Here is a 25170-nt window from a genome sequence, read left to right as displayed (position 1 = left end):
ACTATTATGGGCTTTTTATCATATCGGGAAATAACACGAAAATCGGTCTTATTGTCCGACTATGGCGCCATGTTTATCCAAATATGCTTTTTTAATTGATTTGTATCTTAGCAGCCACTTTTTTCTATGGCCGTTATAAGCCAAATGACGAGTGATCAGCTTCACAATGATCCATTTTCCATATTTAAATGTACCGTTGCTTTCGGTTTTAGGTGTTTGTCCATTTTTATCTTTAAATTTATTTAGGTCAATTCTGTGGCTATTCCCTTTAACTTTTAAACTCTTGGGGATCCTTTTAGCCGTTTTATGTGCTTTTTGTTTAGCTAATACCCACTTTATTCCTATTGGCAGCTTTAAAGCATTTACCTTTAATGTTGGGGCAATCATAACAAAGCTAAGTATGAGGATTGCAAAGAGTAGAACATCTTTTGAAACCTTCATAACCAATCTCCTTATAGTTATTTACACAATTTAATATTTTACCATAGCACGCAGCAAAAGCTGAATAGGGGTTTTATCCAAAAAGACAGTATTTAATCAATTTGGCGGATTGAAAGGATTTTTACGGGATATTCGAGAGATTATTTTGATGCAGCGGTTCTTTTTCGATTAACTAAAATTAATCCGATAATAATTAGAATCATCCCTGCAACCGCCAGCCATTTTAAAGTGCTTCCAAAAATAAAAAAATCTAAAAGGGATGTTACCGGCGAGACACAATAAAACAGACTGGCCACGTTGGTAAGGCTGTCTTTTTGAATCATAAGATACAACAAAACCGTTGCCCCGACCGAGACAATCAAAACCATCCAAGACAATGAAATAACAAACATTATTGTCCAATGAAGGGATGGCTTAAAAAGCAAAACTAAGAAAAAAAGTACAACGGCACTGCCTGTATATTGTATAGCCATATTCAAGGGTTGGTTCATTCGTATCCGTTTTTGCATGATTGTTCCAATCGTAATGCCCAATAACGATAATCCAGCACATATAATGCCAATTAGGCTAACCGCTTTAATAAAAAGGGAGTCGCTGACAACGAGGATAAGGCCGGTCATACCTAAAATTAAACCTATCCATTGCAAAAGTTGTTTACGTTCTTTTGTTAAGATAGCCGTCAAAATTGGCTGTGCACCTAAAATAATGGTTAATATTCCAGGTGAAATGGAATAGGCAAGTGCCATAAAAAAGAAAATCTGGTATCCAGCCTGCATGAACATTCCCGTCAGCAGAGTATATCCCCACTCCTTGGCATGATAGGAGAGCGGGGTTTTTAGATAGAAAACAATTCCCCATAAAATAAATGAAGAAATGAAAAGTCTGAGGAATAGAAAAATAAAAGGATCTGCATAATGGAGCCCGAACTTTACAAATATTGCCCCGCTGCTCCACATAAAAACAAAAGCTGCAGGCATAATGAATGCCAAAGTATTCAATGGACCAAGCATTTTATTTTTGTTAAAGGCCATTTTTCGGTTCATTAAAGGTCTGCCCCCTTTAAAAGCCGAATGATTTATCTTAATTTTAATAAAATGACTATTATTAATAAAATTGATATATTAGATTATAATGATCGAAAAAAACGATGGGAGGATTGATAATATGGAAATCCGCCATTTGATCACATTTAAAACAATTATTGATTTGGGAGGTTTTACAAAGGCAGCGGAACATCTCGGGTATGCCCAATCAACAATAACCTCTCACATCAAAGCGTTAGAAGATGAATTAGGACAACCGGTCTTTAACCGAATTGGGAAAAAGGTCCTTTTGACGGAAACTGGTAACCAATTATTGCCGCACGCCTTAAAAATGCTCAGCATTTATAAATATATAAAGGAGATCTCATCGGAAAACGGAGAAATACAAGGAGAGATTGTTATTTCTGCCCCCGAGGTTCTATTGATATACCGGCTCCCTCCGGTCATCAAAGCGTTCAAGGAAACCTGTCCAAAGGCAGATATACAATTAAAACACTTGGAACCGACCGCTTTGTACAGCGATTTGGCAAACGGAAATGCAGATTTAGCCTTTATTGTGGGTTCGAATGATGAATTTGAGGAAGCGCTTATTTATGAAAAATTAAACACTGAGCCGATGGCAGCCGTTTCGCCAAATTTGTCTATAATGAACAACTTCAATCATCAGGTCCTATTATATTCTGAAAAAGGATGCTGCTACCGGCAAATGTTGGATCAGTGGATTTTAGAAAATGAAATGAAGAGTGAACAAAAAATCGAACTTTGGAGCATTGAAGCTATCAAACAATGCATTATCTGCGGTCTGGGTGTTTCAGTTCTGCCTTACATTGCCATTAAGAATGAATTGGAACAAGGAAAATTAACAGCTGAAAAAATTGGGGGTGACAGAATGTTATCTACTTACATGGCCTTTCATAAAGACAAATGGTTATCTCCTGCCCTAAAAGTCTTTATAGACATCGTAAAAAGGCAGAGTGAAAAATGGAAGGCGGATGTTCAATCAATCATAAATTAAACCGATTCACCTAAACGAAATGGTGAATCGGTTTCTTTTAACATAAACAATGTTTTTTGTTTTTCCAGAGATCGCATGGAGTTTATTCAAAAATAGAATCAGACGTGCAGCAGAAAGATGTTGCAACGCTTCTGGAATTAGAGCAGCGGCAGCATGGAATCCTTAAAATTACTTTCTATCAGAATCATTCATTTTAAATAAATAACCTTAACAGGGCCATCACAATCACTCCGAAAATGACTGTGGCGGTTAAGCTTTTCGTCCAGACAGCGGTTAAAAAGGTTGGAATAATGGCTGTAAAGACCGGCCATTCGAATTTTGGGAAACCGTTCGTTTGATGAATAAAGCTCTCTGTAACAAGCGCGGTAAGAATACAAATGGGTACATAAGAGAGCCATTTTAATACAGGTTCAGGCAATTGAACGTTTCGGACAACCACAAAAGGAAGAATCCGCGGAATAACGGTGACCATTGTACATCCGAGTATTAAAAGGATCATCGATAAATCGATACTCATTGATCTGTCACCACCCCAATGGTTGCGACAATCAGTGTCGATAGAATAACAGCTAAATGCGAAGGGACAAAAAAGGAAAAAATAATCATTGCAATGACCATATATGCCATTAAGAATAAGTCATGTTTCAGCTTGGATGATTCAAGGGTTTGCAGCTGCAATACAAGCAAAGCCGCAAACATGGCTGTTACAGCAAAATCCAGGCCAAAAACCTTTGGGTCAGGAATCCAATTGCCGCAGATGGCTCCAATCACACAAGACAGGACCCAAATAATATATGAAGAGACATTGATGCCGTTCATCCAGTGGTCATTTAATTTTTCACCTTTGGCGATTTTGTTCATTGCCAGACCAAAAGATTCATCTGTCACAAATATGCCGATGCCTAAATTCTTCATTAAAGAATATTTTGTAAAATGAGGGGCGAGTGTTGCACTTAGCAGAAAGTTTCGTAAATTTACAATAAAAGTGGTTAAAATAATAGCCATAGCAGGACTATGGGCTGCAAGCAGCGCACAAATGATAAATTGTGAAGCTCCGGCATAAACGAGTGCCGATAACAATGTGATTTCGACTATACTCAGTTTGGAAGATACACCGACGATTCCAGCCGCAAAACCAACGCTTATATACCCTAACCATGTCGGTATGCAGTCTTTGACTCCTTGCTTAAACGTTAAGGCATTTTCATTTGTTCGGACGAATTGATTATTAGTAATCACTTTTCTCCCTCCCTTTGTAAATGATATGATACACTTGTTCATTATAACATACAATAGGATGTTAATAATAAATGGCAATCAATATTTAAAGGAGAGTAAAAATGGATCCTATACAAGAGATTATCGCGAATAATCTGATGAAAATTAGAAAAAGCAAGGGATTAAGTTTAGATAAAGTATCCGAATTAACGGGGGTAAGCAAAGCGATGCTGGCTCAGATTGAAAAAGGAAAATCTAATCCGACAGTCTCAACTCTTTGGAAAATAGCAAACGGCCTTCAAGTTTCCTTTTCGTCATTTTTGAAAGAGGAGAAGCCAAAGATAACAAAAATAAATATTGAGGAATTATCGCCAGTGATTGATGCTGATGGCAACTATATTGTCTATACGCCGTTTCCCTATCACCCTGAAAAGAAATTCGAAATTTACCTGGTCAAACTTAACCCCGGCTTTACTTATACATCAGCAGGACATGCAGGTGAGGAGTACATACTTATTAAACATGGGGAACTAAAGGTTGGTTTAAAAGGAGAGGAATATAGATTAAAGTCCGGGGATGCCTTGCATTTTACACCATCTGGACAGCATGATTATACGAATGAGACAGAAGAACTTGCAAGCTTTTTTATGCTGATATATTATCCTGAATAATTGTTTTTAATTTCAGTGAAGCGTGCGGCTTTAGATTTGGTTTTAAGCCTGAGAAAGAGCAGGGAAGATGCCGGATAAAGCGGAACTGAAGCTGATCAAATCTTATTTATCTTTTATTAGAACGACATGAAGCCTATTCCCCTTTACTTTGGAGGATAGGCTTTGTTATGTGCCAGGGAATGAGATAAAAGCCCCTGTTTGGGGAAATAGTGCAGCAAATCATTCTCAGTGCCTTATTCTATCAATTTTTTAGTATAAACATTAATTCTCTAATACTGTTAAAACCTTAGAAAGCATTTCTGCAGCAACATAAGGATTTTCCACATTTTCAGCATGAACATACATCAGACGCGGCTGGTCAAACAACCAGTGGTTATGGACGGCGGTCACTTTAAATCCATATTTTCGCAGAGCATCAATTAAAGGATTAACCTCTTGTTGCAGAACAGTAAATTCTACAGTGTTAAGTGTTCGGCCTTTCTGATCTATAGATTCAAAGACAAACTCCTGATCGGTTTCATAATCCCTGCCTAATATCGTTGCATGAAGATGACGCTCTTTTGTAACTTCACATCTTGTACGCGAACAGCTTTTAACCTTACCGCCAAGTATACGGGCTGCTTTTTTGCAGTGCGGCATTTTATTTTCTCCTTTGCAAAGAGTAGTATAGTACAAACTATGTTTTAAAGAATCATTTTGAAAGAGGTCTTTATCTCATCTATTAAAAATTAAACAAATGCTCTATAAATGATCGTAAAATAAAAAGAAGCTTTGCAGATTATTTAATGCTTGATCAAATTTGACAAAAACACATTTAAAATATTCATAATTTTCATTAATCAATGTTGAATTCGTTTCTCCAGCCATATAAAATAGTGATAACGCTTTATCGAAAGCATCAAGCCGTTAATTGCTGCTGGAAAGTAGTAAAAAACAGATATAGGGGGGATCGATTTGAAAGAGACTAGTGAGGAAGCAAAGTTAAAAAAGTCGCTCGGATTTTTTGGAAACCTATCCATTACATTATCAGCGATTACACCAGCATCGTCGGTATTTATTATTGTTCCCGCACTTCTTTTGGTGTCGGGTACCGGTATTCTATGGAGTTTTGCGGCCGGAATCATTATTGCATTAGCCATGGGGTTTTGCGATGCTGAACTGGGAAGTCAATATCCTGCTGCCGGCTGGCCGTACGATGTCGTAAAGAAAGTTCTGGGCAATTATTTAGGTTTTCTTGTGTTAGCTGCTGTCATTGTGCAAGCAGTCGTACTGACACCGGCAATTGCTATGGGTGTTGGGACTTATATGCACTCTTTTTTTCCTGAGTTAAATCCGAGCCTGATTGGCTGCCTTACAATGGTAAGTGCAGCGATCATCGCAATTTTTCCAATAACAGCAAACGGCTTTATAACAGGTATATTTTTAATGGCAGAACTTGCAGTTTTAATCGTACTTAGCTGTTTAGGGTTTGCTCACTTGCATCAGCCTGCTTCGATCCTGTTTTCACAGCCGCATGCCATGACAGACGGCAGACTGTCGCCGATAGGGGCTGGTGCTCTTATAGCCGGTATTGTAACCGCGTTGTTCGCTTTCAATGGTTATGATACAGCTGTCAACTTTTCCGAGGAAACCCGCGGGAGCAAACGCGCAATCGGTATGATGATTTTAGCGGCACTAGGGGTCACTGTACTCTTTGAAGTGGTTCCGGCGATTGCGGTTGTCCTTGGCTCTCCTAATATCACGAAACTTCTTAGTTCCGAAACGCCAATGTCTTATATGATTACCGCGGTTTCCGGCCCAATGGTTAATGAAATGATCATCATAGGGGTTATACTGGCCATTTATAATGCAACCATTGCCATTCTTCTCTCTTATGGACGGATCATATACAGTTCCGCAAAAGAAGGCGCCTGGCCTCCTGCGGTAAATCGGATGTTATCGCGTATACATCCAAGATGGCATTCGCCATTGGCGGCAACATTATTGGTTGGCATCATAGGGGCATTGCTTTGTTTTGCTTCAAGGTTTATCCTTTTAATAACGTTTTCATCGGTACTAATCTGCGCCATTTATGGGCTGTTAGCGATTTCGGCACTTGTAAACAGGATAAGGAAGACGACTCTTAATCCACCATACCGCATGCCGTTTTGGCCGGTCCCGCCTATTATTGTCATTGTTGGCGTCGGGTTGGCTTTGACCCAGCAGTCATCTAAAGATTTGCTTATATCGTTTGCTATATTTACTGGGGCAAGCCTGTATTATTTCATTTACTTAAAAAACAAATCGAGTTTATGGCGAATCCAAAAGCCAGTGTCAAATGAACCGCAGGAATCAGCAAATGAAGTATAAAAGGTATACAGCATTGCAAAGAGAATCAAATTATCATGACTTTTATCAGAGGAATGTTACAGGAGGATCAATATGAAAATAAAGAAAAGAGCACGAGATCTTGGGCTCCCGTTTCCTGGAGAAACCGGGCATCACAATGCGATTACGGATGTTTCTGGAGTAGAGGTGGGCTATACAACGCTCATTGAAGGAGAAGGGCCCGTCAACATTGGCTGCGGACCTATCAGGACAGGGGTCACAGCTATTCTTCCAAAAGGAAAAAAGGAAAAAATGGAGCCTGTTTGGGCAGGTTTTTATAGTCTTAATGGAAATGGAGAAATGACAGGGACTCACTGGATTAATGACGGTGGATACTTTCTAAGTCCCATTTGCATAACAAATACCCATTCAGTTGGAATAGCCCATCATGCAGTGACCAAATGGATGATCAAACAATATAAGAAGCAATTTAGTGAGAATCATTTATGGACCATGCCGGTAATTGCCGAAACGTATGATGGTGCTCTGAATGATATTAACGGTCAGCACATCCGGGAAGAACACGTCATCTCCGCCATTGAATCTGCGGCATCAGGATTGATCGAAGAAGGGAATGTAGGAGGCGGAACTGGCATGATTTGCTATGATTTTAAAGGGGGAACAGGTACGTCTTCACGTGTTTTTAACATAGCCGGCAAACAGTACACGGTTGGTGCGCTTGTTCAAGCTAATCATGGCATTCGCGATTGGCTTACGATTCTTGGAGTGCCTGTCGGAAAGCATTTAACTGAAAATCCTCTTTTCAATAAAGAGCGCGGGTCAATCATTGTCATTATTGGAACAGATATTCCAATGCTCCCTCATCAATTGAAACGGGTAGCCAAACGGGCCGCTATAGGGATAGGCAGAAACGGAACTCCTGGCGGAAATGATTCAGGCGATATATTTCTGGCCTTTTCTGTTGCGAATGAAATGGATATTCCACAGATAGGCGAAGAAAAATGGCATATGGAATGTTTAAATGACGAATTATTCGATGTTATTTACGAATCTGTCTGCCAAAGCGTCGATGAAGCTGTAGTAAATGCTTTAGTTGCAGCTGAGTCGATGCCTTTAGCCAAACCGCATGGGAGGACGGTAGAAGCGATTGATCATGAACAATTAATTGAAGTGATGAAAAAGTATGGCAGGCTTTAGTCGTGATAAACGGGGATACGCCAATGTTTCAGTTCACTGCTGCTATTGTCCAAAAAGAAAAAAGGTAAAAACTTAATGCAACCCGATTTTGAAAACTTGAACATATGAAGCCTAATTTTCATATCATAATCCAAAAGTCATTATCATTTTAATCGGGAGATGCAATAAGATGAACTCAGAAGAATTACAAGCGTTGTTTACAAGCTTAAAAAATGAATTTCTTGCTAATCTGGAACATGAAATGGAGGAAATGAAAGAATCATTCAAAGAGGAGATTGAAACATTCTTATCCCGTAAAAAAGAAGAATACGCAAAAAGCATGTCCAGCCAGCAAGTTCAGGGAAAAACACAAACGCAAAGCCGGCATATTGTAAATGGCGAAGTCGTAAGCGAGGAAGATATGATAGAACCAGTCATTGACGGCAAATTATTAAGTGAACAAATTATTAATAGCGTACAATCACATTTAGATATAATGAAAAGGCAAATGGAAGAAAATGAAAATAAGAAGGGCTGACAACCCTTCTTATTATTATTTCAATAAAACTATAAGATTTTCGTGAAGCATTGGTCAAACGGGACCGGGCGCTGCAGGTGTAAATGCAACGATGGAACATAGTGTAAACACATAGAAGGTTGAAGTCGCATCGTTCATAAAGAAGGCTAAACAATCGCAAACCTTTAATAATCGCACCCCATCTATAGGAGTTGGCACCCCCTCAATAACAAGATTAAGGAGGGAACCGGTATGAAGATTAAGTTGTTCTCCGATGCCATTTGCACAAGTATTACAGCTGCAAAATACGTTGCCGCAATTGCACTGGCCGCATCCGCAACCACAACCGCAGTCTCCATTACAGGTGCATGGGTTATTATTAGTGCAAGCGTTGGCATAATTGGTTAAGAAAGTGATTAAACCAGGGGTACTTGCTGAAAAGCCGGCAACTTTACATAATTGTGCTGTCGTTGATGGTGTTGTTACAACTGGCCCTGTTGCAAATGATACGGTAGCACAGTCGTTCACATTTGTAATGGTTTGGTCAAGTACCGGATTCTCTGCTAGAGCAGGAGAATTAATTAAATAAATGTTAATTGTCTCTAAGTTTGTTGATTGATATTGTTGTACCTGCCTGAGCAGATTGCCCAGTGCCCTTGCACAGCAGTCACAGCATGCTTGTTGCTGCTGTTTCTCACATTTAAATCCCTTTCCGCATCCGCAGTCGACAGTGACATTAACGGGCACATTAACGGTGACGCCGCTTACATTTTGAGTGACATCTGCACTGCTGCTATTCGTTGGGTTTGCTTGAAGTGTTTGCGGTCCAGTTGTTTGAGTTTGATTTGATCCGGTTTGCGACGGGCTTTGGGTTTGAGTCGCTGAACCTGATTGAGTTTGTACTGGATTCTGATTTTGGGTTACGGTGGACCCGGTTTGCGAAGGGTTTTGGGTTTGGCTCAAAATAGACCCTGATTGACCTTGCGAAGGGTTCTGGGTTTGATTACCCATCGTTTGACCTTGGCTTTCGCTTGCATTCTGGCTTAAGTTGCCAAACGTTTGACTTTGGCCTTCATTCCCGTTTTGGGTCAGGTCTCCCAAAGTCTGTCCTTGGTTTTCACTTCCGCTCTGGGTTTGATTACCGAAAGTCTGTCCTTGGCTTTCAGTCCCGTTCTGGGTTTGATTGCCTAACGTCTGACCTTGGCTTTCGATGGGGTTTTGGGTTTGATTGCCCATCGTCTGGGACTGACCTTGACGAACATCAATATCACCTTGTTCAACTTCAACTTCTACCTCACAGTTTTCTTTACATTTGCATCTAGGGTATTCGCATCTATCAAAAAGGCTTTTACCTTTGCAGGAACAACAAGGACAATTGAAAAGGCATTTTTTTCCTCTTGAGTTTATCTGTTTAGTCACCCCTATCTCCTACCTATCTAAACAGAATCGTTATTTTAAATAAGGGCTATTAATAATTAATCTGATAAGATTAATAGCTTTTTTATATTTTATGGAATGGCGGTTATAAGCGTATAGTCAAATGACATCATGGAAAAAAATACTTCTTTTACATAATAATACATTGTTGGTGTTCTGCTCTTTGGAAAAGGGGAGAAGCTGCACGATTCCATTTTTATGGATTGCTTCTCTGTTAAAAATCACTGATTGTCCTGCTCTTCACGTTCTTTACTAACAGCTTGAAATACAGATGTCTTCAAAGAACGCCCTCCCAATCTACTGCCTCGTTTTTCAACTTTAACTGTCTATCCTTTTTCAGTCTCCTTCATGTTTGTATATGATGGGATTTCTAAGGATACGGTTTTATTTCATCAATACGCATGAGACAAATATGAAGCATAAATTTCCTCTGCTCAATATTGAACAGAGGAACCCCCTTTATATTCTTAAGTGACTAAATCGTCACTTAGGAGTCACTTTATAGTCATTTTCGACATATAGACTAAAGACAGCATTGAAAGAGAAAGCGGAGTTAGTATGGACATATTTAACGTTGGCAAGTTCCATATGATGATGTTTCTTTTCCGGTATTCGATATGTCATGTTTGGGGGTCCTTATGATGCATTCGGCGTCAATCATAAAACAAATTGAAAGCATTTATGGGATTAAGATATTATGTGATCCTCATCAAAAGACAATATTTAAGGCATACGATGTCTATTTAAAAAAAGAAGTCCTTTTATCGCTTGAATGTTTAATAGATAAGGATTTAGAAGACCCCATTTACCTTCTTTGGTACATTGAAAATAATGCTGTCGACAGTATAAAAATTTTATTGGATAAAAACCGTCTGCAGCGGGTCGAATGTGTTAAACAACTTTATGTTTAAGGTAGCCGCATTTTTTATTATTGATTTTGTTGAAACGCAGAAGACGATCTGTATATTAAGCAGTAGGGATTTTATCTATTGCCAATCCAATTGCGTTCATGTATTGCAATCATTCTGCTGCATCGTAGACTAGCATCAATGACTTTATATTTAGGGCGGCAGGCGTGTAAAATATTTAAGCAAGCGCCGCGAAATAAACCAATGTAAGGGTGTTGCTGATGAAAATTTTATTGGTTGAGGATGATCATACCATTGCTTCCGGATTGGAATTCTCCCTGCAAAAGGAGGGCTATGAAACCATTCTTTGTCATAACGCCGAATCGGCAAAAAAAGTGCTGGCAGAAAAAATCAATGAGATCGATTTATGCTTATTTGATCTGTCATTACCTGACGGGAGCGGCTATGATTTATGTGAGCTTGTTAAAAAAAAGAGCGACAAACCGGTTATATTTCTAACAGCATTTGATGACGAAGTAAATGTTGTGATGGGGCTCGATATGGGAGCAGATGATTATATTTCAAAGCCGTTCCGGGTCCGTGAGCTGCTCTCCCGAATAAGATCTGTCCTCCGCCGGTATAACAAGCAAACTCAGCCGAAGACGCAAATGGAGATTGAAAATATCCGTATCAATACACTAGAGGGAAAGGTCTATAAAAATGATGAAGAAGTGCTCTTGACCGCATTAGAGTATCGGTTGTTGCTTATTTTTGCCAATCACATTGGACAAATTCTGACGAGAGCTCAGCTTCTGGAAATGATTTGGGATGTGGCTGGAGACTTTGTTAACGATAACACACTGACTGTCTATATAAAGCGGTTAAGAGAAAAGCTGGAGGATTATCCGCAAAATCCAAGGATTATCAAAACCGTCCGGGGTCTCGGTTATAAGGTTGGTGATTAATGTGCTGCGCAATCGGGAAATACAAATGCTAGTGTTGATACTCTGTATCATTAGCTTTTGTGCAACGGCATTGGCTGGAATCATTCTGTCTTATCGTGCCGCAATATTTATTCTAATCATCTCTATTGTTCTGAATGGCTGCAGTTTGATCTTTACGAGATGGCGTTATCGGGAAATCGAAAAGCTTTCGGGTTATTTGCGTCAAATTACTAGCGGCAATTACAGCCTTGACGTCCGCGACAATCGTGAAGGGGAACTCAGTATTTTAAAAAATGAAATATACAAGGTAACAGTAGTGCTTTCTGAGCATAGTTCTCTTTTGCAGCAAGACAAAGTAAAGTTAACCAATGCTATTTCTGATATATCGCATCAATTAAAAACACCATTAACCTCGATGATGGTCATGGCTGAATTGTTAAGCGATAAGAAGCTCGATGAAGCAAAACGGGCCGAGTTCACCCGGAATATCCGCGTTCAATTGGAAAGAATCGATTGGCTTGTATCTTCTTTATTAAAACTTTCGAAAATAGATGCCGGAACCGTTCTTTTTAAAAAAGATAAAATTTTCGTTCGGGAATTAGTTCAAAAGGCAGCCGAGTCTGTTTCAATTCCTATGGATATAAAACAACAAACGCTCAAAGTCAGCGGCAATGAATCTGCTGCATTTCTTGGCGATCTCAATTGGACTGCCGAAGCACTTATCAATATTTTGAAAAACTGTGTAGAGCATACGAATGAAGGAGGAAACATTACGATCGGTTTTTCAGAAAATGCCTTATATACCGAGATAGCGGTTAGGGATAATGGCAAAGGCATCCCAAAAGAAGATCTTCCTTATATATTCCAGCGTTTTTACAAAGGGAAAAACGCCGGAGAGGACAGCGTCGGCATTGGCCTGGCTATGGCTTACAGCATTATTACCAGACAGCATGGGGATATTGAAGTGGAAAGTGAAGAGGGAGAAGGCACACAATTCCGCATTAAATTTTATAAACATGTGATCTAATGTCTGTGTAGTTTTGTATGTCAAGGAACTCCCATAAAGAGCTCTTAGTATACTTTTTTCGCTCTTATTAAGCTTTGAACTTTTGAAACAGAAAAAGCCCAACCTTACGTTTTAAAATGTCCCCTATAGGTAGAATTTTTTATGTGTCTACTCTATAGGGTACACTTTATTTTGGGGGTCACCACCTTTTTTGGGCCTTTTTGATTATAATGAGGATTTAAGATTAATATTAATCATCATCTTAATTATTATTTAACTGGTTTACATTGAAATGAGTGAGTTGCTCCAAACCTGTAATCTTCAATGTATATTCCTTTTTTATGTTTATCACATGAGTTTAGAGCATGTAATCCTATTGAGCCAACTGCTCCTATTAAAAGCGTACGATAAGTGGGACTCTTCTTGAATGCTTTTGCAATGGCAGTTAGAAGTCCTGCTCCCAATCCAACTTTTTTAGCAAGAGAATTTATTTTTTTAATTTTGCTTTCAGATACTTTGTATTTTTTGTATGAAAATGGTAATATTATACGAGGTGCAATTTTTGAATTGGATTGACTTAGTTTAGATTGATCGATATTCAAATATTTACCAACGATGAATTTATTACCGTTTTCGCCATTTTCAACAGCATCTTTATATGATTTGTAAAATTTTCTAGTTTTATAACTTAAGTGATTTAGGCTTTTTTCTGTGTTATTATCAAGATTCTCCATATCAATATTATTATTATCTAATTCTTCTAAAATACTAATTAGTTCATCCGCTTTGGAGTTTAAATTATTTTCTGAATAATATTTGGTGGTTTTAGCATCTACATTATGTGGAAGAACAAAAGAAACCATTAAAACAGCAACTAGGAAAAATACAAAAGGGTTCAGTCTTTTTTTCATGTTTAACCTCCATACTTTTTTGGTAAGTATTTTCTTGATTAATAATATATTACCCAAATGGGGAGGTCAACCATTTTTATATGTAATTTTATAGATTTTAGAAATAATTGGAGGGTATAAAATTGAAATTTTTCTTTAAAAAAATGTCAGAAGATGAAGTGGTAAATTCAAATAAAGGTTTGATATTTGGATTTTATATTTACCTGTTTCTATTGGCTATAAATAGTATCTACTCAATGTATTATTCAAAGGATTTAATGTCGTCTTTTACAATTTTGATAATTGGACTAATTGTGGCTTTAGTTTTTGAAGCGATTTTAAATATAAAAAACAAAGTAAAAAAATCCAATTACAAAAAGAAGTAAAGGGGGGTTCCGGTTGGAAGCTACTAAATATTTGTTAAAGCAACACGGACTTTATCACATGAATTGTAAGTGGCTGCTGATCTTATGGTCGGGCATAGTAGGGCTTATTGGAAGTAAAGCTACCTTTTCGGTGGCTTTGTTTTTTACATAAGAAAACTCCATTACCATGGCAATGAGGAAAGTAGATTTATGAAACGAAATTGGAATGAGGATGAGCTACTGAAACACTCTGGAGTATTACCAATTGAAGAAAACTTATTGATGATAAAACAGGAGCAGGGCGTTTAGTTTTTAACAGTATTATTAAAGTTCTTCCATCAAGAAGCTAGATTTCCGTCTAAGAAACAAGGTTATTAAGGTCGTAGTTGAATATATGCGTATCAAGTGGAAATATCTACGGACTATAATGGCCCCATAAATTTAGACAGTCAGAAAGGAGTTTTTAAGGTAGGTTAGATGAAGCGGAAAAGATATACAAATGAATACAAATGCAGAAGATAAGATTGAAGGATCATGATCATCATTTTATAAAATTCGGCTTGCCCGAATGCTTTTGCCTTGCCGTATCAATCGATCTCTCATTGTGCAGAACTGTCTTTTTCCTATATCCTAGGGCCTCTATTTTGTGAGGCCCATTTTTTTTGTGATATTCATCCTTAAGATTGGCTGGCTGAGGCATGATGAGCTGATAAAAAGACTTCAGGCAGAGTGGGGAACAATAATGCAAAAGACAAGAGAACGCTTTTCATTCATTAGAACCCGTGACCCGAAATAATCGCAGCGGAGATACATGATCATGAATGTCTGAACGGAATGATTTTGGATAGGGGCAGATCATTGCAGTCAATGAAGCTTTAGATCTTCATCGGCTTTATTGCGGCAGTAAATAAGATATTTTGCCGGTGCTGCTGCTGAATTGATTTTAAGTGACTAAATTGTCACTCCAAAGTCACCTTATAGTCACTTAAGGCAGGTAGACTAAAGACAACATCAAATGTGGAGGTTATAACATGAGTATTTTACAAATAGAAAATCTGACCAAGATTTATGGCAAAGGCGAAACAGCGGTCAAGGCGCTTGATAATGTGTCCTTTTCAGTAAAAAAGGGAGAATTCGTTGTGATTATCGGTCCTTCAGGGTCAGGAAAATCGACCTTGCTTCATTTGCTCGGGGGAGTCGATCGGCCGACAAGCGGCAAGGTGCTCGTCGATAATACGGATATTTATCAACTGAATGAAACGGAGTTAGCCATCTTTAGACGCAGACAAATCGGTCTTATTTATCAATTTTATAACCTTATTCCCATTTTAACAGTGGAAGAGAATATTACCCTTCCCATGCTCTTAGATGGCCATAAGGTTGATCAGAAACAATTCAATGAAATGGTTGACATTTTGGGGTTGAAACATCGATTGACCCATTTGCCGAACCAGCTTTCAGGAGGGCAGCAGCAGCGGGTATCAATCGGCAGAGCGCTGATTAACACCCCTGCCATTATGCTGGCGGACGAGCCTACCGGAAACTTAGACAGCAAGAATACCGATGAGATTATGGAACTTCTGAAAATGTTTAACAAAACGTATAACCAGACACTGATTGTCATTACCCATGATGAACGAATTGCTTTGCAAGCGGATCGGGTTATTGCGATTGAAGACGGAAAGATGACTAAGGATGAGGTGATTCGCTCGTGAACATCGTTAATAAACTGACGCTCAGACATTTGAAAAAGAACAAAAGAAGAACGCTTGTAACGGTTATTGGCGTTATTATTTCAGTGGCTATGATCACTTCTGTTGCAACGTTAAGTATATCTTTCTTGGACTTAATGAAAAGACAAACGATGGCAACGGACGGAAATTGGCATGTATCCTATAAAAATGTTAACAAAAATCAATTAAAAACGATCAAAAAGGACAAAGAAACAAAGGCACTGATCATTTCAAAGAATATTGCTAATGGAACAATAGAAGGGACAAACAATAAAAACACGCCCTCTTTATTCATAAAAGCCTATAACGCAGAAGGCTTTAAGCATTTTCCGTTTCAATTGACTAAGGGGCGCCTGCCGCAAACAAAAAATGAAATCGTCCTTCCTGATGAGATGAAAGGAAAATACAGGATAGGCGATCAAATAAAAGTAGGTACAAAGCAAAGAGATTCATCGGGTAAAGAAAAGGCGGAAACATTTACGGTTACAGGGTTTATGAAACAACAGACATGGGAATTTGGGCAAACGGGCCCTGCTGCCTTCAGCTATGTCAATCAAAATATGTTAGATCAAAAGGATAGGGTGGATGCATTTGTCATTTTAAATCATGTGAACAACGCCCTTTTTGATCATGCTGAAACATTAGCAAAAGAAAATCATATTGATAAAGTGATTACTCATAATAGTCTTCTCCGCTACTATGGTGTGACGAGAGGAGACTTCCTAAGGACTACTCTGAATGCTTTAGCGGCGATCATCATGAGCGTGATTGTCATTAGTTCAATTTCCTTAATCTATAATGCTTTTGCAATCAGTGTTTCGGAGCGCTTGAAGTATTTAGGAATGCTTGCGAGTGCAGGGGCCACGAAGAAGCAGAAACGCGCCTCTGTGTTTTTTGAAGGAGCCATTATTGGAGCGATAAGCATTCCTGTTGGTATCATTGCAGGCATTTCTGGCATAGGTGCGACCTTCTGGTTTATCAACCCTTATATTGAAGAAGCGCTTGATGTAACAGAGAAGCTGAAAGTTGTTGTGACACCTATGTCGATCATCATGGCATGCGGGATCTCGATCATAACGATCTTTATTTCAACATATTTGCCTGCCCGAAAAGCATCCAAGGTTTCTGCTATCGATGCGATTCGTCAAACACACGATGTCAAACTATCAGGGAGAACAGTAAAGACCTCGAAGCTGTCTCGTAAGTTATTCGGTATGGAAGCCGAAATTGGATTGAAAAACTTAAAGAGGAATAAACGAAGATATCGAGCCACGCTCTTTTCACTTATCATTAGTATTGTTCTCGTTTTATCCGTGTCTTTCTTTACAACGAGTTTAAAGAAATCCTTGGAGTTAGCCGGGAAAGACATCAATTATGATATTCAAGTATCCAGTCCGGGCGGAAATACAGACAAACTTAAACCGTTAGCTAAGCTTAATCATGTCACGAAATATAGTCTTGTCCAACAGCTGACTCTGGAAAGCTGGGTCGATAAGGGGATGGTTCCGGAGAATTTTCTGGAAGATACAACAACTAATGAAAATGTCTTTAAGAATGGCAAATTTGCTTATGACATCAATTTATACGGGCTGGATGAGAAGGATTTCAAAAACTATGCGAAAAGGATAGGAGCTGATTTGAAAGAATTGCAAAATCCAGCTGATCCCGCCGCAATCGTTATTGACAAGGCTTCCTATCAAGATCCAAAAACGGGTAAATATATTGAAACGAAATCAATAAACAAAGCCCTTGGCCAATCCATCGATTTATTTTTTAGCCATAATGATGCCGAGAAGCAGACGTTTTTAGGCAAAGTTAAGATTGGGGCTCTAACAGATCAAGTCCCAATGGGCATCAGCAAATCAAGATTTGGTGAATTAAATATTATTGTTTCTCAAAAAACAATGCATGCATTGTTGAATAAACAGATGGAAAAAGCGGCTCAGGCTAATTTATATTTAAATACCTCAAATCCAATGGAAACACAAAAAGCCATTGAAAAAGTGAAGCAAGCGGATATGACGGTGGAAAACGTGCATCAAAAAGGACAAAAAATCCATCAGCAATATATGCTCATGTCTGTCTTTTCCTATGGGTTTCTGACATTGATTACATTGATTGCTATCGCCAATATTTTAAATACAATTTCTACAAGCCTATCTCTTCGCAAGCGTGAATTCGCCATGCTTAAGTCAGTTGGAATGACAGAAAGCGGACTTTATAAAATGATCAATTATGAGAGCATTTTCTATGGCATAAAAGCCTTGCTTTACGGTCTGCCTGCGAGCATAGCAGTGATGTGCTTGATTTACTGGTCAAATCAGTTTACGTTCGAATATGGATTCACTTTCCCTTGGATGAGCCTCATCAGCGTCGTTATCGCGATCTTTATCATCATCATCTCCGCCATGCTGTATTCGATGAGAAAGATCAAAAAAGAAAATATTATTGAGGCGTTAAAACAAGAGAATATTTAAGCATAAAAAGAAAAATTTTCATGATGCAACGAAAAAGAAGCCGTTTCAAACGGCTTCTTTTGTTTTAAGGCTTTATACTATCCGAAATTTCTTTCGCCATTTCCGGCACGGAAATAAGTCCGCCGCCTGATAAATACCAGTAGTTCGGATTTAAGTAAATAATTTGATGTTCTTTATATGCTTTTGTCTTTTTAACAATAGCATTTTCGACCACTTGTTTTGCTGACGATTGGCCGCCGACAACGGCTCCTCTGTCAACGACGAAAAGATAGTCCGGATTCTTGTCCAGAATGTATTCGAAGGAAATGCTTTGCCCATGTATGGATGCTTTTATGTTCTTATCCGCCGGTTTAACGCCAAACACATCATGAATTAAGCCAAATCGTGATCCTTCCCCATATGCGCTGGCTTTTCCGTCATTTGCTAAGATGATTAAACCTTTTTTGTCTGATTTTGATGCTTTATCGTGCAATGCCTTAATCTGATCATCTATTTTAGCAAGCTGTTTTTTAACTTCGGATTTTTTATCAAAAATGTCCCCTAACGTTTCCGCGTTATGTTTAAAGGACTTCATATAGTTCTTTGTATCTACCCCTAAATAAATCGTAGGCGCAATTTTCTTGAACTTATCATACAGATTTGCTTGTCTTCCAGAAATAATAATGAGATCGGGATGAATTTGGTCAACCTTTTCAAAGTCCGGCTCTTTTAAACCGCCAACATTCTTATATTTCGCGTCTTTATATTTTGATAGATAAGAAGGCAAGCCATCCTTCGGCACTCCAGTGACATTAACCCCTAACTTGTCTAAGGAGTCCAATGTTCCCATATCAAAAACAACAACCTTTTTAGGATTTTTCGGAACTTCCGTCGTGCCTAATTCATGTTTGATCGTAAGCTTTTCATCACCTGATGCTGTTTCCTCGGTTGATGCGTCTTTGCTGTTTGATCCGCAGGCCGCCAATACAACGATTAGCATAGCTGCTATGAATAGTGTAGCTAATTTCTTCAATTATCTCGTCTCCTTTAAGCGTAGTACACGCAGATTTTATGATCTTGAAAATCTTCAATTTCAATGTCCATGTCATAAATCTCTTTTAATACATTAGAATTAATCATTTCATTGGTTTTGCCTTTTTTTACAACCTTTCCATCTTTAAGAGCGACAATGTAGTCTGAATAGCATGAAGCAAAATTGATGTCATGAATCACAATCAAAATGGTTTTCCCAAGCTCATCAACCAACCTCCTTAATATTTTCATAATTTGCACTGAGTGCTTCATATCTAAGTTATTAAGCGGCTCATCCAGCAGGATGTACTCTGTGTTTTGCGCGATAACCATGGCGATAAAAGCGCGCTGCTGCTGTCCGCCGCTTAATTGATCAAGGTATTTGTCCTGGATATCTTCAAGCGCCATATAGCGAATCGCTTGATCGACATGCTCCCAGTCATCCTTCGTCAGTCTTCCTTGGGAATAAGGGAAGCGGCCAAATGATACGAGCTCCCTGATCGTCAGCCGAAGATTAATATGGTTAGACTGTTTTAAAATCGCAACCTTCTTTGCCAGCTCATTGCTTTTCCATTCGATTAGCTCTTTTCCGTCTATGTAAACTTCTCCGCTGTCTTTCTTTATAAGTCTTGCAACGATGGACAATACTGTACTTTTTCCTGCGCCATTCGGTCCGATAAATGAAGTGATTGCTCCTTTTTCTATTTTCAAGGAAACATCTTCGACTACATTTTTTTGGTTGTATTTTTTAAAAATATGTCTGATGTCTACCATGCTTTATTCTCCTTTAATAGCAGATAAATAAAGTAAACGCCGCCGATAAAGTTAATGATGACGCTTAACGTCGTCGTAAATGCAAATACCCGTTCAATCATTAATTCTCCGCCGACCAGTGCAATAATGCTGATTAAAATGGCACCTGTGATGAGATACGAATGGCGATACGTTTTTAAAAACACAACGGTCATATTAACGACAAGCAATCCCAAAAAGGTGATCGGCCCGACTAAGGCTGTTGCAATCGAGATAAGAATCGAGACGATGATTAACAGGCGTTTGACAACATAGTCATAATCAATGCCTAAGTTAATCGCTTGTTCTCTTCCTAATGAAAGGACATCCAAATATTTAACGAACTTAAGAAAATACAAAAAAACAAGGAATATGAGAATGCTGGCGATAAGAAGGATGTCGGTATTCACATTATTAATGCTGGCAAACATCCGGTCTTGGACGATTTGAAATTCATTTGGATCGATCAGCACTTCCATAAAGGATGAAAAACTATTAAACAAAGTGCCGAACACTAAACCGATTAATAAGAGAAAGTAAATGTTATGCGCTTCCCCTTTAAAGAGCAATTTGTACAAAATACCCGAAAACAGAACCATGCAACTGACGCAAATTAAGAAATTAATGTTATGGTTCATCATTGTTAAGGTTGTTGAACCGAACACAAAAACGACAAATGTTTGGATTAATAAATAGAGTGAATCCAATCCTAATATGCTGGGCGTTAATATGCGGTTATTCGTAATTGTCTGGAACACAACTGTCGAAAGGGCGATTGCTCCTCCAGTTATAATGATTGCAAGTATTTTCATTGTTCTGCTCGGAAGCGTATAATCCCAATTGCTTCCAAGCTGTGTAAACAGAAAGACCGCAACCAATATCATTGCAATAATAGCAAGAATGCCTGTTTTACTTTTATAACTCATATGCCTTTCTCCTCATAAGTAAGTAAATGAATATCCCGCTGCCAATAACGCCGACGGTCAGGCTGATTGGAATTTCGTACGGATAAATGATCAGTCGGCTGAGTATATCGCAGCATAATAAGAACACAGCTCCGAGCAATGCGGTATAAGAAAGATTTTTCTTAAGGTTGTCTCCGGAATAAATAGAAACAATATTAGGGATAATGAGGCCGAGAAACGGAATCGTTCCGACGGTGACGACAACAGAAGCCGTTACTAATGCTACGATGACGAGACCGATATTCACGATGCGTTTGTAATTCATTCCAAGATTTTTAGAAAAATCTTCTCCCATGCCTGCAATTGTAAATTTATTAGCAAAAAAATAGGCAAGTAAAACAAGTGGCATACTGATGTAAATCAGTTCATAGCGGCCTTCCATAATCATCGAAAAATCCCCCTGCAGCCAAGAGGACATGTTTTGAATCAGGTCATGCTTATATGCGAAAAACGTTGCAATCGAACTAATAATATTGCCAAACATAATCCCAACAAGCGGGATAAAGATTGTATCTTTAAACTTTATCTTTTCGAGTATTTTCATAAAGAGAAAGGTTCCGCAGAGAGCGAAAATAAAAGCAACCGCCATCTTAAGCAAAGGACTTTCGCTTGTAAACAGCATTAAAGAAACTAAAATGCCAAGTTTTGTTGAATCGAGCGTTCCGGCAGTCGTCGGCGATACAAATTTATTTCTGCTTAGCTGCTGCATGATTAACCCGCAAATACTCATGCTTATACCGGCAATGATAATACTTAGTAATCGGGGGATTCTGCTTATTAAGATGATTTGCGTTTTATCATTCGTTAAGTGAAAGAGATCGAGGGGCGAAATATCCTTTACTCCAATGAATACTGAAACAAATGATAAGACGATTAACGCAAGAACAAGGTATCTTTTTTTCATAATTGCCCTCTTTCATATAATAATGATAATCATTATCAATTAAGATTTTATCATTGATTGCAAATCTGTCAATAAACTTCTGTACAAAAAATGATAAAGTTCCAATTGGTCTCATAAAAAATGGCGGTCTTAAAACATGCCTTAAAGCGGTGCTATCTTGTACAGAGGAAATCAAATGCGGCGGATTCGCTTGGGGAGAAGGCAAACGGATTGAAAAACTTCTTGAAAAAAGGCTGGAAAGATTTTAGTTCCTAGATCATAAAGAGGGGTTAATTAAATAATAAAATAAAGCGAAAAATAAATAAAAAAATAGCCGCATCAAAAGATACGGCTTCTATAACAATAAGAGTGAATGGGTAATGTCGAAGGAGTGTCTAAGATTGCAATATGGAAAAGGAAGGAGAATCTTAGAACAACTACAAAAGACCATAATTGAAATTGATATTCATTTTCAATTATGGGATTAATTTAACATATAAATCTGAAGGTGTAAAGTCCTTATTGAAAATTTTTTTAAAAAAAGACAATGACTTAAGAAGGGTATTAACAGCATTCGTACGAATATTTGTTTCAATAGGGATTTGAAATTTCTTTTAGACGCCGTATAAAAGAACTGCGGCTGGCGGTGAGTTAGAAATTTTGTTAATCTCTAAAGATAATAGTTTGATAAAGGTGGAATGAGATGATTCGTTTTGAGAAGGTGACCAAGAAATACACTGATGGCGCAACAGCTGTCAAATCGCTTGACCTGACGATCGAAAAGGGGGAATTCTTTGTTTTCATCGGACCAAGCGGCTGCGGCAAGACGACGACATTGAAAATGATCAACCGTTTGATCGATTTAACAGAAGGAACCATTTACATTAATAATAAAAAAATAAGCGACTATGATATTCATGAATTGCGATGGAATATCGGTTACGTGCTCCAACAAATTGCCCTGTTTCCGCACATGACCATTGAAGAAAACATTTCGATTGTGCCGGAACTCAAGAAATGGAAACGGGGAAAAATCCGCCAGCGCGTCGATGAGCTGTTAGATATGGTTGGTCTGGATCCGGATACGTATCGAAGCAGGAAGCCCAGCGAACTTTCCGGCGGTCAGCAGCAGCGCATTGGCGTTATTCGCGCTTTGGCGGCCGATCCGGAGATTATACTAATGGATGAGCCTTTCAGCGCCTTAGACCCTATCAGCCGGGAGAAACTGCAAAAAGACATATTGGATTTGCAAAAACGCATTAAAAAGACCATTATTTTTGTGACACATGATATGCAGGAGGCTTTGACCCTCGGTGACCGCATATGCTTAATGAGAAAAGGGGAAATTGCTCAGCTTGGTACACCGCAAGCTTTTATCGAAAATCCGGCAAACGAATTTGTGGATGAGTTTATAGGATCTCACGCGTTTAATGAAAAGATTAACCTGTTAAATAAACAGACCACTTTAGAGGATGTATTAAACAAAATACCATCGTATGATTTATCAACACGGCATGTTGAACCTCTTTCTTCCCGCACGCATCTTGAAGAATCTCTTCAGCGCTTGGCTATTGAAGATGCTATACCTGTCGAAAAAGACGGTGATATTATCGGGACGATTACCAGGCAAACGGTTTTTCAGTATATGGCCGATAGAATGAGGAAAGAGGTTAACGTATGAGTACATTTTTAAATGTTCTTAAGCAAAGGCAAGATCAGCTTTGGCATGCGTTCATTCAGCATATCGAGATTTCATTTATTGCCCTCGTGCTTGCGGTTCTCATTGCTATCCCGCTTGGCATTTATTTAACAAGGCATCGGAAAATGGCTGAAGTTGTTATTGGCATCACAGCTGTTTTGCAAACCATTCCCTCATTGGCGCTGCTTGGGTTAATGATTCCTTTAGTCGGGATCGGTATGGTGCCCGCTATTATTGCCCTTGTGATTTATGCATTGCTGCCCATTCTAAGAAATACCTATACAGGCATCAAAGAAGTCGATGCGTCGCTGATTGAAGCGGCACATGCAATGGGGATGAACGGCTGGAAAAGGCTGTTTAAGGTAGAATTGCCTCTTAGTATGCCAGTCATTATGGCGGGTATCCGCACCGCGATGGTTTTGATCGTCGGAACGGCGACATTGGCCGCATTAATTGGAGCCGGCGGTTTGGGAGATCTCATTTTGCTTGGCATTGACAGGAATGATAATAGTTTAATTGTTCTTGGAGCCATTCCGGCAGCATGCCTTGCCATTTTGCTCGATATTATTTTAAGGATTCTGGAACGCACGTCTTTCAAGCGGGCGCTAAAAACCATTGGGATAGCGGTCATTGCCGCTGCATTAATCATTGTTATTCCGCTTATAGGCGGCCGCGAAAAGGGGAATATTGTCATTGCCGGAAAGCTCGGCTCAGAACCGGAAATATTAATTAATATGTATAAGGATCTTATTGAACAAGACACGGATTTAAATGTTGAGCTAAAGCCGGGGATGGGGAAAACATCTTTTGTCTTTAATGCGCTCAAATCCGGAGATATAGATATCTATCCTGAATTTTCAGGAACAGCTATTTCAACCTTTTTAAAAGAAAAGGCAGCCAGTACAGACAAGTCAAAAGTATACGAACAAGCAAGAGACGGTATGCTGAAAAAATACCATATGGCGATGCTTGAGCCGATGGCGTACAACAATACGTATGTCTTAGCCGTTCCGCAAAAAACGGCGGAACAGTATCATTTACATACAATCTCTGATTTGAAACGGGTCGAATCCTCTATAAAGCCCGGCTTTACGTTAGAGTTTACAGATCGTCCAGACGGCTACAAAGGCATTCAAAAATTATACGGTATTCATTTTTCAAATGTAAAGACAATGGAACCGGCACTCCGCTACAACGCCGTTAAAAAAGGCGATATTAATCTCGTTGATGCCTACTCAACAGACAGCGAATTAGCACAGTATCATCTTAAGGTGCTTAAAGATGACAAACATTTATTTCCGCCATACCAAGGTGCACCTATGATGAGGAAAGAAACATTGGAAAAATATCCGGAAATCAAAAAGGCGCTGAACAAACTTTCAGGAAAAATCACCGATGCCCAAATGAGGGAAATGAATTATAAAGTGAATGTCAAAGGAGAACCTGCGGAAAAAGTCGCAAAAGATTATTTGATTAAGGCGGGGCTGCTTCACAAATAACATCTTTTATTGAGAGCCGCATCAATTTGGCAGTAATCGTCCTTCGTTTTATTTAAGGCGCCGCTGGATCAGAGAAATTGAATATATGATAAAAAGGATTCCGCTTTTCAAAAGGAATAATATGGTACCTGTAGTTAGGACACTTGAAAAAGAGTGTTTTATCTACAGGTATTTTCTTATATACTTGAATTTCAACATAGATACGGGGATTA

25 protein-coding genes are annotated in these 25170 nt (G+C 38.7%); 12 read left to right on the top strand and 13 right to left on the bottom strand.

What is annotated here, in order from left to right; translation table 11 throughout:
• Positions 1-48 precede the first annotated feature (48 nt).
• Entirely contained in the window at positions 49-441 is a 393-nt protein-coding gene (locus tag JOD45_RS14665) for a hypothetical protein (RefSeq protein WP_205004658.1), read from the bottom strand.
• A gap of 140 nt (positions 442-581) precedes the next feature.
• Positions 582-1484 (bottom strand): DMT family transporter, encoded by a 903-nt coding sequence (locus tag JOD45_RS14660; RefSeq protein ID WP_205004657.1) that lies wholly within the window; start codon positions 1482-1484, stop codon positions 582-584.
• 121 nt (positions 1485-1605) lie between these two features.
• Between JOD45_RS14660 and JOD45_RS14655 the strand changes: the two genes are divergently transcribed.
• Positions 1606-2499, top strand: coding sequence for a LysR family transcriptional regulator (locus tag JOD45_RS14655; RefSeq protein ID WP_205004656.1), 894 nt, complete (start codon positions 1606-1608; stop codon positions 2497-2499).
• A 193-nt stretch (positions 2500-2692) separates the two neighbouring features.
• Here the strand turns inward: JOD45_RS14655 and JOD45_RS14650 are convergent, their stop codons facing one another.
• Complete coding sequence (locus JOD45_RS14650) at positions 2693-3016, bottom strand: AzlD domain-containing protein (protein WP_205004655.1); 324 nt, start codon at positions 3014-3016, stop codon at positions 2693-2695.
• A complete protein-coding gene (locus JOD45_RS14645) occupies positions 3013-3738 on the bottom strand; it encodes an AzlC family ABC transporter permease (RefSeq protein WP_338056106.1) in 726 nt (241 codons plus the stop codon). Before JOD45_RS14645 ends, JOD45_RS14650 begins: the two co-directional genes overlap by 4 nt.
• A gap of 101 nt (positions 3739-3839) precedes the next feature.
• On the opposite strand from JOD45_RS14645, the gene JOD45_RS14640 reads away from it, so the two are divergent.
• The gene (locus JOD45_RS14640; RefSeq protein ID WP_205004653.1) at positions 3840-4388 is read left to right on the top strand and encodes a helix-turn-helix domain-containing protein; all 549 of its coding nucleotides are present in this window, start codon (positions 3840-3842) and stop codon (positions 4386-4388) included.
• Positions 4389-4649: 261 nt separating this feature from the next.
• Here the strand turns inward: JOD45_RS14640 and JOD45_RS14635 are convergent, their stop codons facing one another.
• Both JOD45_RS14635 and JOD45_RS16815 read right to left on the bottom strand, forming a co-directional pair.
• The gene (locus tag JOD45_RS14635) at positions 4650-5027 is read right to left on the bottom strand and encodes a DUF1259 domain-containing protein (RefSeq protein ID WP_205004652.1); all 378 of its coding nucleotides are present in this window, start codon (positions 5025-5027) and stop codon (positions 4650-4652) included.
• A 102-nt stretch (positions 5028-5129) separates the two neighbouring features.
• Positions 5130-5255, bottom strand: a complete 126-nt coding sequence (locus tag JOD45_RS16815; protein ID WP_275583980.1) for a hypothetical protein — start codon at positions 5253-5255, stop codon at positions 5130-5132.
• An 87-nt stretch (positions 5256-5342) separates the two neighbouring features.
• On the opposite strand from JOD45_RS16815, the gene JOD45_RS14630 reads away from it, so the two are divergent.
• From JOD45_RS14630 to JOD45_RS14620, 3 genes are all read left to right on the top strand, one after another.
• The gene (locus tag JOD45_RS14630) at positions 5343-6737 is read left to right on the top strand and encodes an APC family permease (protein ID WP_205004651.1); all 1395 of its coding nucleotides are present in this window, start codon (positions 5343-5345) and stop codon (positions 6735-6737) included.
• 72 nt (positions 6738-6809) lie between these two features.
• Positions 6810-7913 carry a DmpA family aminopeptidase gene (locus JOD45_RS14625; RefSeq protein WP_205004650.1) on the top strand — a complete coding sequence of 368 codons (1104 nt, stop codon included), beginning with the start codon at positions 6810-6812 and terminating at the stop codon, positions 7911-7913.
• Between the two features lie 169 nt (positions 7914-8082).
• Positions 8083-8430, top strand: a complete 348-nt coding sequence (locus JOD45_RS14620; protein WP_205004649.1) for a hypothetical protein — start codon at positions 8083-8085, stop codon at positions 8428-8430.
• A gap of 54 nt (positions 8431-8484) precedes the next feature.
• On the opposite strand, the gene JOD45_RS14615 is transcribed toward JOD45_RS14620, so the two are convergent.
• Together JOD45_RS14615 and JOD45_RS14610 are read right to left on the bottom strand one after the other, a co-directional pair.
• Positions 8485-9510, bottom strand: a complete 1026-nt coding sequence (locus tag JOD45_RS14615) for a hypothetical protein (protein WP_205004648.1) — start codon at positions 9508-9510, stop codon at positions 8485-8487.
• Positions 9511-10329: 819 nt separating this feature from the next.
• Positions 10330-10470 (bottom strand): hypothetical protein, encoded by a 141-nt coding sequence (locus JOD45_RS14610; RefSeq protein WP_205004647.1) that lies wholly within the window; start codon positions 10468-10470, stop codon positions 10330-10332.
• A gap of 17 nt (positions 10471-10487) precedes the next feature.
• Between JOD45_RS14610 and JOD45_RS14605 the strand changes: the two genes are divergently transcribed.
• The 3 genes from JOD45_RS14605 (at position 10488) to JOD45_RS14595 (ending at position 12665) form a co-directional block, all read left to right on the top strand.
• A complete protein-coding gene (locus JOD45_RS14605) occupies positions 10488-10757 on the top strand; it encodes a hypothetical protein (RefSeq protein WP_205004646.1) in 270 nt (89 codons plus the stop codon).
• Between the two features lie 218 nt (positions 10758-10975).
• Entirely contained in the window at positions 10976-11659 is a 684-nt protein-coding gene (locus JOD45_RS14600) for a response regulator transcription factor (protein ID WP_205004645.1), read from the top strand.
• A gap of 1 nt (position 11660) precedes the next feature.
• A complete protein-coding gene (locus JOD45_RS14595; protein WP_205004668.1) occupies positions 11661-12665 on the top strand; it encodes an ATP-binding protein in 1005 nt (334 codons plus the stop codon).
• 248 nt (positions 12666-12913) lie between these two features.
• On the opposite strand, the gene JOD45_RS14590 is transcribed toward JOD45_RS14595, so the two are convergent.
• Positions 12914-13555, bottom strand: a complete 642-nt coding sequence (locus tag JOD45_RS14590) for a hypothetical protein (protein WP_205004644.1) — start codon at positions 13553-13555, stop codon at positions 12914-12916.
• Between the two features lie 1375 nt (positions 13556-14930).
• Here JOD45_RS14590 and JOD45_RS14585 point away from each other — a divergent pair.
• Positions 14931-15614, top strand: coding sequence for an ABC transporter ATP-binding protein (locus tag JOD45_RS14585; protein ID WP_205004643.1), 684 nt, complete (start codon positions 14931-14933; stop codon positions 15612-15614).
• A complete protein-coding gene (locus tag JOD45_RS14580; RefSeq protein WP_205004642.1) occupies positions 15611-18109 on the top strand; it encodes an FtsX-like permease family protein in 2499 nt (832 codons plus the stop codon). The genes JOD45_RS14585 and JOD45_RS14580 overlap by 4 nt, the downstream gene beginning before the upstream one ends.
• A gap of 64 nt (positions 18110-18173) precedes the next feature.
• Here JOD45_RS14580 and JOD45_RS14575 read toward each other — a convergent pair whose 3' ends face one another.
• From JOD45_RS14575 to JOD45_RS14560, 4 genes are read right to left on the bottom strand one after another with little or no spacing between them, the layout of a single operon-like run.
• Entirely contained in the window at positions 18174-19121 is a 948-nt protein-coding gene (locus tag JOD45_RS14575; protein ID WP_205004641.1) for a siderophore ABC transporter substrate-binding protein, read from the bottom strand.
• Positions 19122-19135: 14 nt separating this feature from the next.
• A complete protein-coding gene (locus JOD45_RS14570; protein WP_205004640.1) occupies positions 19136-19894 on the bottom strand; it encodes an iron ABC transporter ATP-binding protein in 759 nt (252 codons plus the stop codon).
• Positions 19888-20838, bottom strand: a complete 951-nt coding sequence (locus JOD45_RS14565; protein ID WP_205004639.1) for an iron chelate uptake ABC transporter family permease subunit — start codon at positions 20836-20838, stop codon at positions 19888-19890. The genes JOD45_RS14570 and JOD45_RS14565 overlap by 7 nt, the downstream gene beginning before the upstream one ends.
• The gene (locus JOD45_RS14560) at positions 20828-21781 is read right to left on the bottom strand and encodes an ABC transporter permease (protein WP_205004638.1); all 954 of its coding nucleotides are present in this window, start codon (positions 21779-21781) and stop codon (positions 20828-20830) included. Before JOD45_RS14560 ends, JOD45_RS14565 begins: the two co-directional genes overlap by 11 nt.
• Positions 21782-22463: 682 nt before the next feature.
• Between JOD45_RS14560 and JOD45_RS14555 the strand changes: the two genes are divergently transcribed.
• Both JOD45_RS14555 and opuFB read left to right on the top strand, forming a co-directional pair.
• Positions 22464-23441: an ABC transporter ATP-binding protein gene (locus tag JOD45_RS14555; protein WP_205004637.1), complete on the top strand. Its 978-nt coding sequence runs from the start codon at positions 22464-22466 to the stop codon at positions 23439-23441.
• Positions 23438-24958: an osmoprotectant update ABC transporter permease/substrate-binding subunit OpuFB gene (gene opuFB, locus JOD45_RS14550; RefSeq protein ID WP_205004636.1), complete on the top strand. Its 1521-nt coding sequence runs from the start codon at positions 23438-23440 to the stop codon at positions 24956-24958. The genes JOD45_RS14555 and opuFB overlap by 4 nt, the downstream gene beginning before the upstream one ends.
• Positions 24959-25170 lie beyond the last annotated feature (212 nt).

The organism is Scopulibacillus daqui (assembly GCF_016908855.1).
GTDB lineage: Bacteria > Bacillota > Bacilli > Bacillales > Sporolactobacillaceae > Scopulibacillus_A > Scopulibacillus_A daqui.
The sequence above is the reverse complement of the archived record's forward strand: the minus strand, read 5'-3'. Positions and strand labels throughout refer to the sequence as shown.

What these genes read in the sequence shown, in the direction of transcription:
- JOD45_RS14665 (WP_205004658.1), bottom strand. Translation starts at nt 441, where the DNA reads ATGAAGGTTTCAAAAGATGTTCTACTCTTTGCAATCCTCATACTTAGC.
- JOD45_RS14660 (WP_205004657.1), bottom strand. Translation starts at nt 1,484, where the DNA reads ATGAACCGAAAAATGGCCTTTAACAAAAATAAAATGCTTGGTCCATTG.
- JOD45_RS14655 (WP_205004656.1), top strand. Translation starts at nt 1,606, where the DNA reads ATGGAAATCCGCCATTTGATCACATTTAAAACAATTATTGATTTGGGA.
- JOD45_RS14650 (WP_205004655.1), bottom strand. Translation starts at nt 3,016, where the DNA reads ATGAGTATCGATTTATCGATGATCCTTTTAATACTCGGATGTACAATG.
- JOD45_RS14640 (WP_205004653.1), top strand. Translation starts at nt 3,840, where the DNA reads ATGGATCCTATACAAGAGATTATCGCGAATAATCTGATGAAAATTAGA.
- JOD45_RS14635 (WP_205004652.1), bottom strand. Translation starts at nt 5,027, where the DNA reads ATGCCGCACTGCAAAAAAGCAGCCCGTATACTTGGCGGTAAGGTTAAA.
- JOD45_RS16815 (WP_275583980.1), bottom strand. Translation starts at nt 5,255, where the DNA reads ATGGCTGGAGAAACGAATTCAACATTGATTAATGAAAATTATGAATAT.
- JOD45_RS14625 (WP_205004650.1), top strand. Translation starts at nt 6,810, where the DNA reads ATGAAAATAAAGAAAAGAGCACGAGATCTTGGGCTCCCGTTTCCTGGA.
- JOD45_RS14620 (WP_205004649.1), top strand. Translation starts at nt 8,083, where the DNA reads ATGAACTCAGAAGAATTACAAGCGTTGTTTACAAGCTTAAAAAATGAA.
- JOD45_RS14610 (WP_205004647.1), bottom strand. Translation starts at nt 10,470, where the DNA reads ATGACATATCGAATACCGGAAAAGAAACATCATCATATGGAACTTGCC.
- JOD45_RS14605 (WP_205004646.1), top strand. Translation starts at nt 10,488, where the DNA reads ATGCATTCGGCGTCAATCATAAAACAAATTGAAAGCATTTATGGGATT.
- JOD45_RS14600 (WP_205004645.1), top strand. Translation starts at nt 10,976, where the DNA reads ATGAAAATTTTATTGGTTGAGGATGATCATACCATTGCTTCCGGATTG.
- JOD45_RS14590 (WP_205004644.1), bottom strand. Translation starts at nt 13,555, where the DNA reads ATGAAAAAAAGACTGAACCCTTTTGTATTTTTCCTAGTTGCTGTTTTA.
- JOD45_RS14585 (WP_205004643.1), top strand. Translation starts at nt 14,931, where the DNA reads ATGAGTATTTTACAAATAGAAAATCTGACCAAGATTTATGGCAAAGGC.
- JOD45_RS14570 (WP_205004640.1), bottom strand. Translation starts at nt 19,894, where the DNA reads ATGGTAGACATCAGACATATTTTTAAAAAATACAACCAAAAAAATGTA.
- JOD45_RS14565 (WP_205004639.1), bottom strand. Translation starts at nt 20,838, where the DNA reads ATGAGTTATAAAAGTAAAACAGGCATTCTTGCTATTATTGCAATGATA.
- JOD45_RS14560 (WP_205004638.1), bottom strand. Translation starts at nt 21,781, where the DNA reads ATGAAAAAAAGATACCTTGTTCTTGCGTTAATCGTCTTATCATTTGTT.
- JOD45_RS14555 (WP_205004637.1), top strand. Translation starts at nt 22,464, where the DNA reads ATGATTCGTTTTGAGAAGGTGACCAAGAAATACACTGATGGCGCAACA.
- opuFB (WP_205004636.1), top strand. Translation starts at nt 23,438, where the DNA reads ATGAGTACATTTTTAAATGTTCTTAAGCAAAGGCAAGATCAGCTTTGG.